This is a genomic window from Paenibacillus sp. GCM10012306, from assembly GCF_042649265.1.
GTDB lineage: Bacteria > Bacillota > Bacilli > Paenibacillales > Paenibacillaceae > Paenibacillus_AQ.
This window is the reverse complement of record NZ_JBHRYW010000010.1, coordinates 77,464-95,151: the sequence shown is the minus strand read 5'-3', so window position 1 is coordinate 95,151 and position 17,688 is coordinate 77,464. Positions and strand designations below refer to the sequence as shown.

General features: G+C 50.2%; 18 protein-coding genes. 13 read left to right on the top strand and 5 right to left on the bottom strand.

Going from position 1 to position 17,688, the window contains the following annotated elements; genetic code table 11:
* Nucleotides 1-37 precede the first annotated feature (37 nt).
* Both ACFORK_RS20935 and ACFORK_RS20930 read left to right on the top strand, forming a co-directional pair.
* The gene (locus ACFORK_RS20935) at nt 38-1,627 is read left to right on the top strand and encodes an amidohydrolase (RefSeq protein ID WP_379202606.1); all 1,590 of its coding nucleotides are present in this window, start codon (nt 38-40) and stop codon (nt 1,625-1,627) included.
* Nucleotides 1,628-1,762: 135 nt separating this feature from the next.
* Nucleotides 1,763-2,173, top strand: coding sequence for a hypothetical protein (locus ACFORK_RS20930; protein WP_379202604.1), 411 nt, complete (start codon nt 1,763-1,765; stop codon nt 2,171-2,173).
* 87 nt (nt 2,174-2,260) lie between these two features.
* Here ACFORK_RS20930 and ACFORK_RS20925 read toward each other — a convergent pair whose 3' ends face one another.
* Nucleotides 2,261-2,722, bottom strand: coding sequence for a hypothetical protein (locus ACFORK_RS20925; protein WP_379202602.1), 462 nt, complete (start codon nt 2,720-2,722; stop codon nt 2,261-2,263).
* Between the two features lie 167 nt (nt 2,723-2,889).
* Between ACFORK_RS20925 and ACFORK_RS20920 the strand changes: the two genes are divergently transcribed.
* The gene (locus ACFORK_RS20920; protein WP_379202815.1) at nt 2,890-3,273 is read left to right on the top strand and encodes a DUF423 domain-containing protein; all 384 of its coding nucleotides are present in this window, start codon (nt 2,890-2,892) and stop codon (nt 3,271-3,273) included.
* A gap of 112 nt (nt 3,274-3,385) precedes the next feature.
* Here the strand turns inward: ACFORK_RS20920 and ACFORK_RS20915 are convergent, their stop codons facing one another.
* Nucleotides 3,386-3,901: a hypothetical protein gene (locus ACFORK_RS20915; RefSeq protein ID WP_379202600.1), complete on the bottom strand. Its 516-nt coding sequence runs from the start codon at nt 3,899-3,901 to the stop codon at nt 3,386-3,388.
* Nucleotides 3,902-4,122: 221 nt separating this feature from the next.
* On the opposite strand from ACFORK_RS20915, the gene ACFORK_RS20910 reads away from it, so the two are divergent.
* The 8 genes from ACFORK_RS20910 to ACFORK_RS20875 all read left to right on the top strand — a co-directional run bounded on the left by ACFORK_RS20910 (nt 4,123) and on the right by ACFORK_RS20875 (nt 11,741).
* Nucleotides 4,123-4,425: a YunC family protein gene (locus ACFORK_RS20910; protein ID WP_379202598.1), complete on the top strand. Its 303-nt coding sequence runs from the start codon at nt 4,123-4,125 to the stop codon at nt 4,423-4,425.
* Nucleotides 4,426-4,616: 191 nt separating this feature from the next.
* Complete coding sequence (locus ACFORK_RS20905) at nt 4,617-5,078, top strand: Dps family protein (protein WP_379202596.1); 462 nt, start codon at nt 4,617-4,619, stop codon at nt 5,076-5,078.
* Nucleotides 5,079-5,469: 391 nt separating this feature from the next.
* Nucleotides 5,470-6,252 (top strand): Fe-S cluster assembly ATPase SufC, encoded by a 783-nt coding sequence (sufC, locus tag ACFORK_RS20900; protein WP_066374065.1) that lies wholly within the window; start codon nt 5,470-5,472, stop codon nt 6,250-6,252.
* A 27-nt stretch (nt 6,253-6,279) separates the two neighbouring features.
* Nucleotides 6,280-7,581 carry a Fe-S cluster assembly protein SufD gene (sufD, locus tag ACFORK_RS20895; protein WP_379202593.1) on the top strand — a complete coding sequence of 434 codons (1,302 nt, stop codon included), beginning with the start codon at nt 6,280-6,282 and terminating at the stop codon, nt 7,579-7,581.
* Nucleotides 7,578-8,801 (top strand): cysteine desulfurase, encoded by a 1,224-nt coding sequence (locus ACFORK_RS20890; RefSeq protein ID WP_379202591.1) that lies wholly within the window; start codon nt 7,578-7,580, stop codon nt 8,799-8,801. Before sufD ends, ACFORK_RS20890 begins: the two co-directional genes overlap by 4 nt.
* Nucleotides 8,788-9,216, top strand: coding sequence for a Fe-S cluster assembly sulfur transfer protein SufU (gene sufU / locus ACFORK_RS20885; protein WP_379202589.1), 429 nt, complete (start codon nt 8,788-8,790; stop codon nt 9,214-9,216). The genes ACFORK_RS20890 and sufU overlap by 14 nt, the downstream gene beginning before the upstream one ends.
* 26 nt (nt 9,217-9,242) lie before the next feature.
* Nucleotides 9,243-10,640 carry a Fe-S cluster assembly protein SufB gene (sufB, locus tag ACFORK_RS20880; protein WP_379202587.1) on the top strand — a complete coding sequence of 466 codons (1,398 nt, stop codon included), beginning with the start codon at nt 9,243-9,245 and terminating at the stop codon, nt 10,638-10,640.
* A 177-nt stretch (nt 10,641-10,817) separates the two neighbouring features.
* A complete protein-coding gene (locus ACFORK_RS20875; RefSeq protein WP_379202585.1) occupies nt 10,818-11,741 on the top strand; it encodes a copper amine oxidase N-terminal domain-containing protein in 924 nt (307 codons plus the stop codon).
* 58 nt (nt 11,742-11,799) lie between these two features.
* Here ACFORK_RS20875 and ACFORK_RS20870 read toward each other — a convergent pair whose 3' ends face one another.
* Together ACFORK_RS20870 and ACFORK_RS20865 are read right to left on the bottom strand one after the other, a co-directional pair.
* Nucleotides 11,800-12,048, bottom strand: coding sequence for a hypothetical protein (locus tag ACFORK_RS20870; protein WP_379202583.1), 249 nt, complete (start codon nt 12,046-12,048; stop codon nt 11,800-11,802).
* 79 nt (nt 12,049-12,127) lie between these two features.
* Nucleotides 12,128-12,367 (bottom strand): hypothetical protein, encoded by a 240-nt coding sequence (locus tag ACFORK_RS20865; RefSeq protein ID WP_379202581.1) that lies wholly within the window; start codon nt 12,365-12,367, stop codon nt 12,128-12,130.
* Nucleotides 12,368-12,804: 437 nt separating this feature from the next.
* On the opposite strand from ACFORK_RS20865, the gene ACFORK_RS20860 reads away from it, so the two are divergent.
* Entirely contained in the window at nt 12,805-14,565 is a 1,761-nt protein-coding gene (locus tag ACFORK_RS20860) for an ABC transporter ATP-binding protein (RefSeq protein ID WP_379202579.1), read from the top strand.
* Between the two features lie 4 nt (nt 14,566-14,569).
* Nucleotides 14,570-16,429 (top strand): ABC transporter ATP-binding protein, encoded by a 1,860-nt coding sequence (locus tag ACFORK_RS20855; RefSeq protein WP_379202577.1) that lies wholly within the window; start codon nt 14,570-14,572, stop codon nt 16,427-16,429.
* A 965-nt stretch (nt 16,430-17,394) separates the two neighbouring features.
* On the opposite strand, the gene ACFORK_RS20850 is transcribed toward ACFORK_RS20855, so the two are convergent.
* Nucleotides 17,395-17,652, bottom strand: coding sequence for a DUF7667 family protein (locus ACFORK_RS20850; RefSeq protein ID WP_379202575.1), 258 nt, complete (start codon nt 17,650-17,652; stop codon nt 17,395-17,397).
* Nucleotides 17,653-17,688 lie beyond the last annotated feature (36 nt).

The following is a 17,688-nucleotide window of genomic DNA, read 5'->3' as shown; positions in this document are numbered from 1 at the left end:
GTAAAAGGTGAAGTGACCCGTAAAGGAGCAGAGCTTAATGACAACGATTCTATATAAAAATGGAAAGCTGCCGTCCAACCTCGGAGTGGCAGATGCAATCGTAGCTGAGAACGGCGTAATCACCGCCGTTGGGAAGGGCAAGGAGCTGGCCCTGCAGCTTACAGGCCGGTCTTACTCCACTGTGGACTGGGAGGGCGCTCATGTGCTGCCCGGTCTGGTCGATTCCCATCTGCATCTGGGGATGCATGGGATGAAGCTGGACATGCTTGATTTTACCGGTGTGTCCTCCAAGGGAGAGATGCTGCGCATGATCAGGGAGCGCGCAGAAGTGACGCCTGCCGGACAGTGGATTCTTGGCCTGGGCTGGAACGAGAATGAGTTCAGCCCGGCGGTCGCTCCCCATATCGGAGAGCTGGACGAGATCACGGACCGTCATCCAGTCTTCCTGACCCGGACCTGCTTCCACGCTTATTTGGGGAACAGCGAGGCCTTTCGCCGGGCCGGGATTACGGAAGGAACCCCTGACTTCGCATCAGGCGCGTACGGGCGCGGTGAGGACGGCCGTCTGAACGGCTGGGTGTACGAGGATGCTTCCGCACCGTTCATGGCCGTGCAGCCCGCACCGGACTACGCGGCCAAGAAAGAGGCGATGCGCCGCGGCTATCTGGATGCCTTGGCGCATGGGCTAACGGCAGTCCATACCGAGGATCTACGGTTATTGGACAGTGTGGACACCATGCTGCGGATTCACCGGGAGCTTAATGAGGAGGGGCTGTTCTTCCGCACTCATCAGTTGCTGTACAACACCTATCTGCCGGAGGTAGAGGCGCTAGGTCTTCGCGCCGGTCAAGGCGATGAGTGGCTTCGGCTTGGCGCAGTCAAGCTGTTTACCGATGGAGCCATCGGTGGGCGGACGGCGCTATTGGAACAGCCATACAGCGATGCTCCGCATACGTCAGGCATCGCCATCTATACGCAGGAGCAGATCCATGAGATCACCGTTGCTGCCCGCAGGCTGGGCTTTCCGATTGCGGTCCATGCGATCGGGGATGCTGCTGCGCATATGACGCTTACGGCTATGGAGCATGCGCCGCTACCAATGTCCGCGGCGCTGCCGGACCGGTTCATCCATGCTCAAGTGCTGAATGCCGGGCTGGTCCAGCGCATGAAGCAGCTGCGGCTGATTGCGGATATCCAGCCCCGATTTGTTGCCAGTGATTTTCCTTGGGTATTGGACCGCGTAGGGACAGAGCGAAGGGACTATCTGTATGCCTGGAACAAGCTTCTGTCCGAGGGCATCCCATGCGCCGGTGGTAGCGACGCACCGATTGAGCCGATCAATCCATTCCTCGGTCTGCACGCCGCTGTTACCCGTCGCAAGCCGGAGGAGACCCATGACGGCTATCTGCCTGGGGAGAAGCTCAGCACAGAGGAAGCGGTGGGACTGTTCACGTCCGGCAGTGCTGTAGCAGCCGGGGAAGAACATGAGCGTGGCGCCATCGCCGCCGGGCGCCGGGCTGATTTCACGGTTATTGACCGTGATATCTATGCCGATCCGCAGGAGCTGTTGCAGGTGAAGGTCCAAATGACCGTCGTGAACGGTCAGGTGGCGTATAGCGCGACCTGAGCCATGGTCAGACTGCAGAGGTGCACCTGTCTGCGGGATATTTTTGCAACCAAAACTCCCGGTTATACGTTTATAATAGGGTAGGTTTAATATTTTTATAAACAATAGGATCTGAACTCCAAGGAGGCAGCCAAGATGAGACAGAAACGTATATTCCCTGCCACCGCAGCAGCAGCTGTATTGTTAGTGGCTTTGACCGCTTGTAGCGGAAATAACTCGGCCCAGTCCGCCGAAAGCAGTGCAACGCCAGTGCCAACAGTGATTCCGGTTGAAAGCACTGAGCCTACAACTTCGCCAAGTGAGGAAGCTGGTGCGATCAAGGGAACTGGAATTTATAACGGTCAGATTGACAACCATTCTGTGGAAATTGAGACGAAGGAAGGGGCCACATCATTCGAATTGGGACTCGGCACGGAGAATGTACCGGCGAGTCTGAATGAGGGCGATTCTGTGGTCTTTGAATATGTGGACAAAACCGTAGAAGGCGATGAGAGCTTGAAGCAGCATATCCTGTTGAAGCTTTCTTTGGCAGATACGGGAGGCTGACGCGGCAATTATATTATGAAGGATAACGGGTGTGCCATTCCTGACAAGGAGGGCACACCCGTTTGTGTCTACTGCGAATCACCGGGATTAAAGTCCGCCGGCATTGACGAAGACTGTAGATATCAGCAGCATAAAAAGAAGTACGATGACCCCATTGATAATGGTGCCAATAATACCAAGCACCTTCCGACGATTGCGCAGGACGAGACCGATGATGCCGACAATTACGCCGATCACATTCAGGGCTGATAGAATCAGTACGGAAAAACCAACAGTGATAATGAGTTGAGACGCATCAGCCAATAGATTCCCAGATTGATCGAATACGGTGGATGCCATCGCGCCTACGATCACAAAAGCAATGACGTAGCCGAGCACGGTGACCATACTGATGACGAATGAAGCGATGCCAGGCCCAGAATGCTTGAAATTCTGTTTCATCTCTTGGTAGTGGTAAGGTTCCTGAATTTCATGCGATTGTTGGTTGGAAAACACTTCTTCCAATTCTGTGTCCGGCGACTCCGGCTTCGATTGAGCATTATACTCCACAGGTTACACTCCTTTTTGAAGCTAAGAATAAATGTGTACTCCTAACTTTTTCATAAGGTGGGGCTAAAAGCAAGTCCCCGGACGCAAAAAGTTCATGGATTCCGGCTGGAAATGATCTGTCGTGATACGTTAAGATAGGGAAAGCATATTCTAAGGAGTTGTCTATGATGCAACGCACATTTATGGCTTGGGGTGCCTTGCTGGCGATGCTGGCGGTAGCTATTGGCGCCTTTGGTGCCCATATACTGAAGCCGGTTATCAGCGAGCATTACATGACGGTCTATGAGACTGGCGTGCAGTACCATATGTTCCATGCGCTTGGCTTAGTTCTGATTGCTCTGGTCGCGGGACAGTGGGGAGAGAGCACACGACTTCGCTGGGCGGGCTGGCTGCTGTTGATTGGCATTGTATTGTTCTCTGGAAGCCTGTACGTTCTGAGTATTACCGGAGTCAAGGTGCTCGGCGCCATCACGCCGCTCGGCGGTGTGAGCTTCATTGCGGGCTGGCTATGTCTGGCACTGGAAGCTTTCGCACGCAAGCCACAACGCTAGTCACAAACTCTACGAACTTATTTACAAGAATGTTTTGGATCCAACAACAAAGAAGCACCCGGCCTTGATGATAAGGCGGGTGCTTCTTTGTTGTGGCCTGTTATGCCGTTCTTTAAGAAAACTCGTCGATCTCGTACAAACTGAAGGTGTAAACTTGCTTCTCATCGACATGATAGACGCTGATCGAGTTGTCTGTCTCATCAAAATTCAAAATGCGGCAGGGAATGGATACCTGCTGTCCGCGACGGTTCGCTCTTAGGCGTACCAACTGATTATTCTGAATATACTGACGGATCTTTCCATGAACATCGGAAGGCCCGTTGTCAGGGGCATTCTTAGCTTGTGGCGCCGCTTGCTGCGCTGATTGCTTCTTCGCCTGCTTCGCTGGCAATTTTATGGGTGTGGGTGGGGGAGTCTCTTGTTGCAGAGCCATTTTAGCCGAACGGAGAAGACTGTCTATTGTACGCCCCAATTCAAGGCCCGAATTAATGTTGAAATCGGTAATCTTGTCATTGTTGTTCAACATCTCAAGCAAATATTGCAAGGCAAGCGGGTTAGTACGGGCATTGATCAGGATGTCGACGTTGAAAAGATAATTGCCGTCTGTGTTTTGTAGTTTTTTGTCCATATTTCCCCCAGCTCAATCGTTTGAAAACGATCCTTCAAATAATAATAAAGCATAATAAACTATACCACTAAACAGGACGAAAGCATATACCTTGCTATAGGGGGTTGCGGACTTTAGTCCCCCTTCGCTAATATGGAAAATATAGGCGTTTCGTCCACACGCGGAGAGCTGGGTGTGAATACAAATACATCGTGGATCGTCAAAACAAGGAGGTGTTGTCTGTGGTTACTTTGGAGCCCATTACGGTAGGGGACCATGTACTGGTCGGAGTGGAAGTCAAACTTCCCAAAACAACATTGCTCACCATCAGCACAAGCCGGGGTTACATTATGTGCGGTGCCCTGGATGTTGGCCTGCTGAATGAGAAGCTGAGCGACCGCGGAATTATTGCTGCACGTGCTGTAGGCGTGCGGACGTTGGCGCAACTTCTCGAAGCACCGCTGGAGTCAGTAACTATAGAAGCAGAGAATCTGGGGATTCATCCGGGCATGCCTGGATCGGAGGCTTTGCTCCGCATGCTTTGAGATGCCAGGTGTCTTTTACCAGGGATAGGGAGTCCGGAGGGCCTGCGGGCCCTTTTTGAATGCGATAAAGGGGGCATAAGGGGAGGCTTCTTGGTTCATCCTACATACGGAAGGGTAAATGGAGAATAGACAACACTAAGCCGGACAGGAACCTGCACCGGTTAATCAACGGATAAGGAAGGGATAGAGACATGGCTAAAGCAACCAACAAAGTCGATACTGCCTCGCTGGAGCAAACTCTGAACCGTGAGGTAGCCAACCTGAACGTGTTGTACGTAAAACTTCATAACTATCACTGGTATGTTAAAGGAGAACAGTTCTTTTCCCTGCATGTTAAATTTGAAGAATTATATGACGATATCACGCTTAAAATGGATGAGGTAGCGGAGCGTCTGCTGAGCATCAAGGGACGCCCTGCAGCTACGTTGAAGGAATATCTCGAACTGGCTACCATCCAGGAAGCGACAGGCAAGGAGGATACACGGGCAATGCTTCAATCCCTGATTGAAGACTTTGCGACTGTAGCGGAAGAGCTGACGGAAGGCATTGAACTGGCGGAACAAGGAAACGATCAGCCGACAGCTGACCTGTTCATCAAAATCCGCAGCGATCTGGAGAAGCAGCAATGGATGCTTCGGTCCTTTTTAGGATAATTAGCAAGGGCGGCGGACAAGCCGTTCTTAGCGTGAATGATCAAAATTCGAGACTAATCGAGCCTCCTGCTGGGGGCTTTTCTTTTTTGCAATGGTTGAATTCTCTATATTGTATTAAAAATTTGTAGACTTCTGTCACAAAAGATATAATTCATACATATCACGCTTGAAGGGAGAGACTTTTATAACTTGAAAATGTAGATAAGCGTTTGTAAAAGAACCTTATTTATAATAAAATTAATGAGAATCATTGATAATCATGCTTTTTCAATTTATAATAATTTTAATGTGATATACAATCTAATTGTGCTGGTAATCAGGGAACACCCTGCTAAATACACATGCAGCTTTCTGATTTCGCAAATCACGAAAAATGGAGGGAATTACAGTTATGGCAGCAGAATTTGTCATCGAGGGATTGAAAGCGACAATTGAAGGAAAAGAGATTTTGAAAGGAATTAACCTTTCCATGAAGGGTGGAGAAATTCACGCGATCATGGGTCCGAATGGTACAGGTAAGAGTACACTGGCTTCCGCTTTGATGGGCCATCCTAAATATGAAGTAACTGAAGGAACAGCAACGCTTGAAGGTGAAGACCTTCTGGAGATGGCTGTAGACGAACGCGCACGTGCCGGTTTGTTCCTGGCAATGCAATATCCGAGTGAAATCTCCGGAGTAACTAACTCCGACTTCCTGCGCAGTGCAATCAACGCACGTCGTGAGGAAGGCAACGAAATTTCATTGATCCGCTTTATCCGTCAAATGGAAGCGAAGATGAAGGAACTGGACATGAACCCTGAATTCCTGCACCGTTACCTTAACGAAGGTTTCTCCGGCGGGGAGAAGAAGCGCAACGAAATCCTGCAAATGATGATGCTGGACCCTAAGATCATCGTGTTGGATGAGATTGACTCCGGTCTTGACATCGATGCTCTTAAAATCGTAGCAGAAGGCGTTAACTCCATGCGTAGCGAAGAGCGCGGCTTCCTGGTTATTACTCACTACCAACGTTTGCTTAACTACATCAAACCAGATTTCGTACACGTAATGATGCAAGGCCGTATCGTGAAATCCGGTGGACCTGAGCTGGCACAGCGCCTTGAAGCTGAGGGTTATGAATGGATCAAGGAAGAGCTGGGCATTGAAGACGAGACTGTAGGACAAGAAGCTTAAGAGACGCCAGGAAGGAGGAGACCACTTATGACGACGCAAACCATTCTTCCGGTGGACGCCAAAGCTCTGAGCGAGCTATCGCAAGGCAATGGCGAACCAAACTGGCTTCAAGCAAGCCGTTTGAAGGCACTGGAACTGGCAGCCGAACTAGAACTGCCTAAACTTGAAAAAACCAAGATTGATCCATGGAATGTGGACAATTACGGAACTTATAAATCAAGCCAAGCGCTGACTGACCTGAGTGCAGTCCCAGCTTCTATTGCAGAACTGGTGAAGGATCAGGAGCAGGGCAACCTCATTATTCAGCGCAACTCTGGTACAGTATATACTCACCTCTCGCCAGAGCTCGCAGCACAAGGTGTGATCTTCACAGACCTGCAGACTGCAGCTAAAGAGCATGGTGATTTGGTTCAGCGGTACCTGCATCAAGCCGTGAAGCCTGAAGAGCATTCAATTGCTGCATTGCATGCTGCACTTTGGAACGGAGGCGTGTTCCTCTATGTACCGAAGAATGTCGTTATTGAAACGCCATTGCAGGCAGTATTGCTTACAGATGACGCTGAAGCAGCTTTCGTTCCGCATATCCTGGTCGTTGCGGACACTAACAGCTCCGTAACCTATGTAGACAACTACGTATCCGACAAGGCAGAAGCTGGTCTGCATAACGGTGCCGTGGAAGTATTCGTTGGGGCGGGTGCGCATGTGCGTTATGCTACCGTTCACCAACTGGGTGCAGATACTGCTGATATTACCTATCGCCGTGCTGTCGTGGATAATGACGGAACGATCGAATGGATCGTCGGCGAGATGAACTATGGCCATACCGCAAGCGACACTAAGTCGATCCTGAAGGGTAATGGCTCAAGCTCTGATGCCAAAGTTATTGCTGTAGGTTCCGGTTCGCAGAAGCTGAACTACACTACACAAGCACAGCATTTCGGTAAAAACACACCAAGTGACATGATCACCCGTGCAGTAATGCGTGAGGAAGCCTCTTCGATCATTAACGGAATTACCAAGATCGAGAAGGGCGCAACCCGTGCAGACGGTCAGCAGACTGAAAAGGTTCTGATGCTGAGTCCAAAAGCGCGTGGCGACGCCAACCCGATTCTATTGATAGATGAAGATGATGTTACAGCAGGCCATGCCGCTTCCGTAGGACAGGTCAATCCGGAGCAGGTCTACTACCTGATGTCCCGCGGAATCTCCAGACGTGACGCGGAAGCGTTGATCATCTACGGCTTCCTGGCACCTGTCGTGTCTCAAATTCCACTGGAGGGACTGCGGACCCAGCTCCAATCCCTAGTGGAAAGGAAGTTAGGACAATGAATAGCACCATCCGCGAACAGTTCCCTATCCTGAACCAGAATATTAACGGGCATTCGCTCGTGTATCTGGATAGCGCGGCAACTTCGCAGAAGCCGCGTCAGGTGATTGATGCGATCAAGCATTATTATGAATGGGACAATGCCAATGTGCACCGCGGCGTGCACACTCTCGGCAGCCGGGCGACGGATGCCTATGAAGGCGCGCGCGAGAAGCTTGCGAAGTTCATCAATGCGCGCAGCACGAAGGAAATCATTTTCACACGTGGTACTACAACTGCTCTGAATCTGGTTGCTTCCTCTTATGGTCCTGCCAATGTAGGCGAAGGCGATGAGATTGTGCTCACCCAGATGGAGCATCACAGCAACCTGATCCCTTGGCAGCAGCTTGCTAAGAAAACGGGAGCAACGCTGAAGTATATCCCGCTGCAGCAGGATGGTAACATAACCTTGGAGGATGCGGAGAAGACCATCACGGACCGGACCAAGATCGTAGCGATCGCGTATGTGTCCAATGTTATGGGAGTTACCCATCCGATCAAGGAGCTTGCTGCTATCGCTCACCGTCATGGTGCAGTGATTGTGGTGGACGGTGCACAGAGCACCCCGCATCTTAAGGTGGATGTGCAGGACCTGGATTGTGATTTCTACGCACTGTCCGGGCATAAAATGTGCGCACCTACCGGCATCGGTGCCCTCTACGGAAAGAGAGCGCTGCTGGAAGCCATGGAGCCTGTGGAATTCGGCGGTGAAATGATTGATGATGTGGGCCTTTATGAATCCACCTGGAAAGAGCTTCCGTGGAAATTCGAAGGTGGCACACCAATCATCGCTGGTGCTGTCGGACTGGGAGCTGCGATTGATTTCCTGCAGGAAATCGGAATGGATGAGATTCACCGTCACGAGATGAAGCTTGCCGCTTATGCCGAGCAGCGGTTGTCCCAAATCGACGATCTGACGATTTATGGCCCCCGCAATCGCGAGGTAGGCGTTGTAACCTTCAATCTCGGGGATGTGCATCCCCATGATGTAGCAACTGTACTCGACGCAGAAGGCGTTGCCGTTCGTGCAGGCCATCATTGCTGTCAGCCGCTCATGCGCTGGCTGCAGGTCAGTTCAACGGCACGGGCCAGCTTCTATCTCTACAACACCGAAGAGGATGTAGACCGGCTGGTGGATGCGTTAATCAAGGCAAAGGAGTATTTCAGCTATGAACTTGGATGATTTGTACAGACGCGTAATTATGGATCACTACAAGAACCCACGTAATCGCGGCTCATTCGAGGACGATGCCTTGAAGATTGAACTGAACAACCCGACTTGCGGCGACCGCATTACGCTTCAGCTCAAGGTGGAGGACGGCGTTGTCAAGGATGCACGTTATACTGGTGAAGGCTGCTCGATCAGCATGTCGTCGGCATCCATGATGACCGAAGCTGTCAAAGGTAAAACCGTAGCGGTTGCGCTGGACATGGCTGACCGTTTCTCCGGGCTGATGAAGGGTGATCCGGTGGAGTTCGAAGACTATGAAGACATTGAGGCCCTCTCGGGCGTGAATAAATTTCCGGCGCGGATCAAATGTGCCACATTGGCCTGGAACGCGCTTCGTAAAGGCATAGACGAAGAAGAGCAACATTAATAACAACAAACGAGGAGGCTGACACCATGGCTAAGAAAGCGCCTGATTTGGAGGAATACCAGTATGGTTTCCGGGATGAGCACAAGTCCATTTTCCAGTCTGGTAAAGGACTGACCCCGGAAATCGTACGGGAAATTTCAGCAATCAAAAACGAACCGGAATGGATGCTCGAGTTCCGCCTGAAAGCACTGGAGCAATTCTACAAAATGCCAATGCCTAAGTGGGGCGGCAACCTGGATGATCTTGATTTTGACGATATCCAGTACTATGTAAGACCTTCCGAGAAGCAAGGTAAGACTTGGGAGGAGGTTCCTTCTGAAATTAAGGAAACCTTCGACAAGCTCGGTATTCCAGAAGCGGAACAGAAGTTCCTCGCTGGTGTCTCGGCTCAGTATGAGTCCGAGGTTGTTTATCACAGCATGCAGAAGGATCTTGAAGATCAAGGTGTTATCTTTACCGATACCGACACTGCACTGCGTGAACATCCAGAGCTGTTCAAGAAGTTCTTCGGAACTATCATCCCACCAGCCGATAACAAGTTTGCTGCACTGAACAGTGCCGTATGGTCCGGGGGAAGCTTTATCTATGTTCCTAAGGGCGTGAAATGTGAAGTGCCATTGCAGGCTTACTTCCGTATCAACTCCGAGAACATGGGACAATTCGAGCGTACGCTGATTCTTGCAGACGAGGATAGCTTCGTGCATTACGTAGAAGGCTGTACAGCACCGATCTACAGCACGAATTCCCTGCACAGCGCGGTTGTTGAAATCCTGTGTATGAAGAACGCACGTGTTCGTTACACTACGATCCAGAACTGGGCGCCGAACATCTACAACCTCGTTACCAAACGTGCGGTTGCAGAAGAAAATGCGACTATGGAATGGGTAGATGGTAACATTGGCTCCAAGCTGACTATGAAATATCCAGCTGTTGTGCTTAAAGGCCGTGGAGCGAAGGGTTCTGTCCTTTCGATCGCAGTAGCAGGTAAAGATCAGCATCAGGATGCTGGTGCGAAAATGATTCACTTGGCACCGGACACTACGTCCACCATCGTGTCCAAGTCGATCAGTAAGCACGGCGGTAAGGTAACCTACCGCGGTCTGGCTTCCTTCGGCCGTCAAGCAGAAGGCGCAAAAGCCAACATCAAGTGCGATACGCTCATTCTGGATAACGAATCCACTTCGGATACGATTCCTTACAATGAGATCAAGAATGATAACATCATTCTGGAGCATGAAGCGACGGTATCCAAAGTATCCGAGGAGCAATTGTTCTACCTCATGAGCCGCGGTCTGTCTGAAGAAGAAGCGACCCAGATGATTATCATGGGCTTCATTGAGCCATTCACCAAAGAACTGCCGATGGAATATGCGGTAGAGATGAATAGACTCATCAAATTCGAAATGGAAGGCAGCATCGGTTAATCAAGAGCTGTCTTTAGGATTTAACATATAAAACGTGTCCGCAGCAACTTGGAGGTACAAACATCCAGGCTGTGCGGACACGTTTTTTTGTTTGTTCTCATCATGCCAAATATTAGCTGTTTCATTAGGGCAGACAGCGTGTACTGTTTAATTAAAGTGTTCAACCAAGGAGGCCTCATGTTAAAAAAACTTTTACTCATTTGCGGATATGCAGCCGTATTAGCTGCTATTTTGTCTTTTTCCTATCAGCACAAAACGTTTGCTGAATCGGCCATTTCTGTGATTGTTAACAATGAAACAGCCGACACTGATGTTCAGAGTTATATCAAGAATAATACAGTTATTGTTCCACTTGGTGTTGTGCAGAAGCTCCCGAATGTCAGCATTGCCTGGAACAATAGCACAAAGACCATAATGATTACAAACAAGACACAGAAAATCACTTTGGTACCGGGGCAAGAATCAGTGGTGGTAGGCAGTAAGAAACTCATATTACCTGTAGCCGTGTCTTTGGAGCAGGGGCGGGTGATGGTTCCGCTGCGTTTTATCTCTGAAGCCGCAGGCGCTTATGTTCAGTGGGTACCTGAAAAACGTACGGTTTATGTGGCTAAGGCATCGGATGCCCTGAGTACGAAGCTGTCGGGCTCCAAGCTGGCCGAAGCCCGTGCCGCCGCCATCGAGTTTCCACGGATAGAAGCCCTCAAGTCTCTGGCCGCGAGCAGCCAGTATTCGGATGACCTGACGGATCATTATTATTTTCCTGAAGGAGAAGCCGGTAAATTCTTCATCCGGACGGCCGATTACATCCGCTACTATGAAATCACTGATAACCGGAGTGTGCTGAAGTGGACAGCCACCCTTGATCTGGAAGACCAGACAAGCACATCTGAGCTAGGATTTCTACCTTATTCTGTAAGACTACAGGATGGAAAAATGCCGTCTATAAGCGGTAAAATCGCTTTTTTCGAATATGACTATCCCAAGGCGAGTACCACCTTTGGTATGATCGACGGGAAGGGACAAATGATCATATCCGGGCAGAAGCGCTCTGCGAGAATTGGATTCTATGATATTAATGGCGAGGCTTCACAGACTCGTTGAATAAGGCGAATCCCGAAGGGAGAGCGAAGTAGCCCCACCGCAGGTAGCTCACCCGTGTCTAAACGTAGCTCCATACGCCGAAGTAAGGCAATTCCCGAAGGGAGAGCCGCCGCGCCCGTATCCCCGTAACTCGTCCGCCCGCGCAAAAAGTTCGGTCACCGCTGACGCCAGCGAATCCCAAAGGGAGAGCGACATAGCCCCGCCGCCGAAAGCTCACACTTGGTTCTACAAACGTAGTAGCCCCATGCGCCGAAGTAAGGCGATTCCCGAAGGGAGAGCCGCCGCAGTCTGCATCCCCGTAACTCATCCGTCCGCACAAAAAGTCCGGTCACCGCTGACGCCAGCGATTCCCGAAGGGAGAGCGAAGTAGCCCCGCCACTGATAGCTCACCCGTGTCTAAACGTAGCCCCATGCGCCGAAGTAAGGCAATTCCCGAAGGGAGAGCCGCCGCAGCTCGCATCGCCGTAACTCATTCCCCCGCACAAAAGTCCGGTCACCGCTGACGCCAGTGATTCCCAAAGGGAGAGCTGCCGCAGCCCCACCGCCAGTAGCTCACCTGGTTCTAAACGTATCCCCGTGCGCCGAAGTAAGGCGATTCCCGAAGGGAGAGCCGCCGCATCCCGCATCCCCGTAACTCATCCGTCCGCACCGTATGACAAGGCCCAGAGGGCCGGGCCTACCGCTACCGCCTGCTTCTGTTCGCGATTGCCGCACTGTTTGCGGGTTTACACTTCCGGGTGTCCAGAGGGCTGGCAGCCCTTGGGGCCCTCCCTGAAGGGAGGGTTTGGGAGGGTTCCCCTGCCCCAAGAATTTCGCTTATTCTTAATTCAACAGTATTCAGGAGGAAATGGAAGCATTTAAAGACATAGGCGACCTTTTCCTTTATGAAAATGTCATTTTCATTGCAAATAACGGGTTATACGGTCGATTCTCCCCTTTGCCGCATTAAAACATGGATGATAAACTGCATAAAGTCACTAAAATGGAAGCGCTAAAAAATACTTGTGAAGCCGGCTTAATAATGAAAGCCAGCGACGCTGCGTAAAGCGTAAGGAGGAGAGACATGGATGTTCTCAGGCAACTGCGGGGCTTTTATCGGGAGAAACTGCACTTATTGATTCTTTCGATTGTATGCTTGGCTGCCGCAACTGCAGTGGGGCTTATAACCCCGAATTTGTTAAGAAGGTTGATTGACGATGTTATTGTTCCAATGAAATTCACCGAGGTGCCTGTGTTGGCTCTCACCGTGCTGGTTGTTGTGATTGTAAAAGCATGCCTGCAATTTGCACACGGATTCTTTGGTGGGCGTCTCGGAAATTTCCTGGCGTATCGTCTACGCAATGCCTGTTATGAAAAACTGCAATTCCTGTCATTCCGTTATTATGACACGGCGAAGACAGGCGACCTGATGTCCCGGCTGACCGGGGACCTGGAAGCGATCCGGATGTTCATTGGCTTCGGATTTGCCCAGTTGCTTAACGTATTTTTCATGGTATTATTCGGTTCCATAATGATGTTCTCGATCAATTGGCAGCTGACGCTGATCACCTTGATCACCATGCCGTTCCTGGCTATCGTCGCACTTAAATTTGAGTCCAAGATACACCCTGCCTTTCAGGAGATGCGCCTGGCGCTAAGTTCTTTGACCACAGCGGTTCAAGAGAACGTCACAGGTGTGCGGACAGTTAAATCTTTTGCCAGAGAGAACCATGAGGTCGAAAAGTTCTCGCACCGGAATGAACGGTACAAGGACAACCAGATTTTTGCCGCAGTGCTGTGGAGCAAATACTTCCCGGCGATGGAGCTGCTGGCATCGATTAGCGTGGCGATCCTGCTCGGAGTAGGCGGCACACTGGTCATTCATGAGAAAATGTCACTGGGCGAGCTGGTTGCATTCTTCAGCTTGATCTGGTATATCATTGGTCCGGTATGGGGTCTAGGCTTCCATATCAACAACTATACGCAGTCCAAGGCTTCAGGGGAGCGCGTGCTTGAAGTGCTGAACCAGAAGATTGATGTTAAAGACAGCGAAACCGCCCGGGAGCTGGTTCATAATGAGGTCAGAGGTGATGTAGCGTTTAATCATGTCACCTTTGCATACGGCAATAAAATGCCAGCGGTTACGGATATTGATTTTGAAGCCAAAGCAGGGTCTGTTATCGGCTTCCTTGGGGGCACTGGCTCCGGGAAATCTACAATTATCCAACTGATGATGCGCGCTTATGATGTGGATCAAGGCAATATTACGTTGGATGGGGTGGATGTCCGGGAATACAGTGTGCGTAGCCTGCGGTCACAGATTGCGACTGTGTTCCAGGAGACGTTCTTGTTCTCCTCTTCAATCCGCAACAACATTGCCTATGGTCTAAAAAATGTGAGCATGGAAGAGATCGTCCGTGCGGCACAACTGGCTAAAGCACATGATTTTATCATGGAAATGCCCGAAGGCTATGATACTGTGGTCGGGGAGCGGGGAATGGGCCTCTCCGGCGGGCAGAAGCAGCGGATCGCTATTGCGCGAGCACTGCTTAAGAATCCGCGTATCCTCATTCTTGATGATGCGACAAGCGCCGTCGATATGGAGACCGAGCATGAGATTCAGACCGGCTTCCAGGAGGTTATGCGTGGACGGACAACGCTGATTATTGCCCACCGGATTTCCTCTCTGCGCCATGCGGACCAGATCATCGTGATGAATGAAGGACATGTGCAGCAGCGGGGAACCCATAAAGAGTTAATCGAGGTGCCTGGACCTTACCAGGATGTGTACCGGATTCAATATGCAGATTACCTTGCTAAAGTAACCGAAGGAAAGGAGGCGTAAAGTTATGGAACCTCAAGTCAACTCGGGTACAGGAGCCACTCCGAAGAAAAAAACGGCGCCCGAGCAAACGCTGGACGAACGGTTCGTCTACAAGGACGATGATGTCATTGATAAGGCATTTGACTGGAAGCAGTTCACGCGACTGTTTAGCTACATGAAGCCTTATGCCAAGCAAATGCTGCCGCTTGTACTGGTCATGATGGTGCTGGGGACGATCACCAAGCTTACGGTGCCGTTCCTGACCAGTATGGCGATAGACAAGGCGATCGCACCTAAGACAGGAAGTCCAAGCTTAACGCTTCTTTATACCCTTACGGCGAGCGTGGTGGTCCTGTATCTGATTCAATGGATTGCCGGAATATACCGGATCAAATTTACTAACATCATTGGGCAAAGAGTGATTTATGATCTGCGCTCAGACCTGTTCCGACATATTCAGAAGCTGTCCTTTAACTTCTTCGACAAGCGACCGGCAGGTTCGGTGCTGGTACGGGTTACGAATGACATTAATTCCTTGCAGGATCTGTTCACCAACGGGGTCGTCAACCTGATGATCGACTGTGTGCAGCTCCTCGGGATAATGGTCATCTTGCTTCTCATCAACTGGAAGCTTGGTCTTGCGGTAATGGTTACCGTACCGATCATGTTCTTTGTCTCCACCAAGCTGCGGCAGAAGATCCGGATTGCCTGGCAGGATGTACGGATGAAGAACTCACGGATCAACTCCCACTTGAATGAATCCATTCAGGGGATCAGAGTGACCCAGGCGTATACCCAAGAGCTGGAGAATATGAATTACTTTGATGCTATGAATAAAGATAGCAAGAAATCATGGGATAAAGCTTCGGCGATGAACCAGGCGTTCGGTCCGATTATTGAGATCACCGGCGGCTTCGGAACCCTGATTCTATTCTGGCTCGGTGCTTATCTCATCCAGTCCGGTGAGCTGACCGTAGGTTTACTGGTTGCTTTCAGTACCTATGTCAGCAATTTCTGGGACCCGATCAACCGTCTGGGTCAAATGTACAACCAGCTTCTGGTGGCTATGGCCTCCTCTGAACGGATCTTTGAATATCTGGACGAGAAGCCTAACGTATCCGATAAGCCGGGTGCGAAGACACTCCCAACCATTCGAGGCGATATCAAGTTTGAAAAGGTCATCTTTGAATATGAGAAGGGACGGGCGGCTCTTAAAGGTATTGATCTCGATGTCAAAGCCGGTCAGTCCATTGCGCTAGTGGGCCATACTGGTTCCGGTAAGAGTACCATTATCAACCTGATCAGCCGCTTTTACGATATCACCACCGGTAGAATCACAATCGACGGGCAAGATATCCGAGATGTCACCCTGGAGAGTCTACGCGGACAGATCGGAGTTGTGCTTCAGGATACCTTCATCTTCTCGGGAACTATCCGTGACAATATCCGTTTCGGACGATTGGATGCCACGGATCAGGAGGTTGAGGAGGCCGCCAAAGCGGTGGATGCTCATGATTTTATCACCAAATTGCCCGGTGGATACGACACAGAGGTCGAAGAACGAGGCAACGCACTGTCCATGGGTCAGCGTCAGCTATTGTCCTTTGCTAGAGCGCTGCTGGCGAATCCAAGAATTTTGATCCTGGATGAAGCCACGGCGAGTATCGATACCGAGACCGAGCTCAAGATTCAGGAAGCTCTCAAAACCTTGCTTCAAGGCCGGACTTCCTTCATCGTCGCCCACCGATTGTCCACCATCCGCCACGCCGACAAGATCGTGGTACTGGATCACGGGGAGATCAAGGAAGAAGGCAACCACCGCGAACTGACTGCTCGGGACGGTGTCTACAACGGATTGATCGAAGCACAGTTCCGGTTCCTGTAGACCGAAGTCTAGGTCCAGGTGGCAAACAACTGAAGAACTCTTTTAACGGCAAGTTGATAAACTGATTTATAAAAAAGAAGACCTCAAAAGATGACATCAAAAGAGCCTTCAACTCCACTCTACCGTGGGGCTGGGGGCTTTTTGGTTAGAACGTTGGTAATTTGGAACAGGCTGGAAGTATCTTGCTGTTCGTTTTCAGGATCAAAGAAGGAGTAGTGCTTGATGCGAGTGAAGCCGCTGCGGGTCGGGGGTTCTTCCGATCACTGTTAAAGCCCGATTTCTTTATTGCAGAAGGAATTAGAGGGGGGAACCGGGTCTTAAAGGCGACCACTATCGTTTCTGCAGAATCCCGTAGGCCCTCCGCTCTAGTCCTGCATGTGATCAACTTCAAGACCTAAGTTGCTATCCACTGATCCTTTTCAGGTAGCTACTATCGCCTCTACATGCAATCTATCGTATATACTATTCGGATTTTTTCTCCATAAGAATGCATTAAAGTAACAAACCAAGCCAAGTAAAAAGAGAGCTTACATATGGAGTCTCGAAGTGTAATTAACGGCATTTTCGTACGTTAAATCCACTGCAGCTAGGGATTAGTGGAGATTAAGTGCAATATTGCACCTTAAATATTCTAAAATACCCCATCTGGCCTGCTTTTTCGAAAAATAAGATACAAAAATGCCGTTAGTTGGTGAGGTGCCCCCTTTTATCACTGTTAAGACGACTGGTGAAGGGGAGTATACCGATTCTAGTGGTTGGAATCTATCGACAGTCTATGATCCGGTGCTAGTTTTCCTATGAAAAGCTTTCAGGTGATGCTTTGCGTCTACAATTCCAAACTTCCCTCTTCGCTCCTCTTTGTTGTTTGTTCATTTTTTGTTCGGCTGATATAGTTTCCTTTTCGTTCAAGCTTCAGTTCCATTTATATAGTAGATCAACTGTGCTACTTTCTCTACGATACTGTCTTACTTACGGCGTTTAGAGATCCGGCCAGAGGTGCGCAGCTCAACCATCTGTGCGCCGATGTTCTGCTGCCAGTTGATATCTTGCGTTCGTGCCGCCAGCATGGCTTCATTATTCAGCCGGGCCATTTCCCAGCAGTAGGCTGCATTCGCCTGTAAGCAGTGCTGCTGCTCCAGCTCTTCAGATTCTGTCAGCTTCCGCTGGCGGCTCAGCGTATATAGCTCGGCAAGACGGCCATGAATCGGCAGCATAGGTTTCATCCTTTCGGGTTAGACTGATCAACGTTCTACTCTACT